Annotated in this window: 2 pseudogenes; one reads left to right on the top strand and one right to left on the bottom strand. The window is 57.6% G+C overall.

Features of this window, described 5'->3' with window-relative positions:
* Positions 1-90 (top strand): annotated as a pseudogene (locus AF337_RS45690) (molybdate ABC transporter permease subunit); the annotation flags it as partial.
* A gap of 658 nt (positions 91-748) precedes the next feature.
* On the opposite strand, the pseudogene AF337_RS45695 reads toward AF337_RS45690, so the two are convergent.
* A pseudogene (locus tag AF337_RS45695) lies at positions 749-838 on the bottom strand (molybdate ABC transporter permease subunit); the annotation flags it as partial.

The raw sequence follows: 838 nt of genomic DNA on the forward strand, positions 1-838 counted from the left end.
GGCATCCTCGTCGCCCTGCTGCTTGCACGCGGCCGCTTCTGGGGTAAATCGCTGCTGAACGGCGTCGTTCACTTGCCGCTGATCCTGCCCCGGTCACAGGCCAACCCGAACCGGCGCAACCACACGGTTGACACGCCACGCTGGCCTCCGCTGTCCTAAGCTCGTTCACGTCCGCACCGGAGGGGCAACCTCCGGCTTTCGCTGGTGAATTGGGCGAGAGTAATGTATTTCCCGTCACTTTTAAGTATTATGAGCAGCCATTGGAAATATAGCTCGTATAGGTGAGGAGCTAATTCCGCGCGCTGTCGTCAACTCTTGGCGAATGGTTTTGCTGCTCAAGCATTGCGGACACCGTCCATCTCGTCTGAATGGACCTGATTGGGATGGCGAAACTCCAGCCTTTCGGCCCCGCAAAACATATGTTTTGCGGGGCCGAAAGGCTGGAGTTTCGCCATCCCAATCAGGTCCATTCAGACGAGATGGACGGTGTCCGCAATGCTTGAGCAGCAAAACCATTCGCCAAGAGTTGACGACAGCGCGCGGAATTAGCTCCTCACCTATACGAGCTATATTTCCAATGGCTGCTCATAATACTTAAAAGTGACGGGAAATACATTACTCTCGCCCAATTCACCAGCGAAAGCCGGAGGTTGCCCCTCCGGTGCGGACGTGAACGAGCTTAGGACAGCGGAGGCCAGCGTGGCGTGTCAACCGTGTGGTTGCGCCGGTTCGGGTTGGCCTGTGACCGGGGCAGGATCAGCGGCAAGTGAACGACGCCGTTCAGCAGCGATTTACCCCAGAAGCGGCCGCGTGCAAGCAGCAGGGCGACGAGGATGCT

Source organism: Rhizobium ecuadorense (assembly GCF_001187535.1).
Classification (GTDB): Bacteria; Pseudomonadota; Alphaproteobacteria; order Rhizobiales; family Rhizobiaceae; genus Rhizobium; species Rhizobium ecuadorense.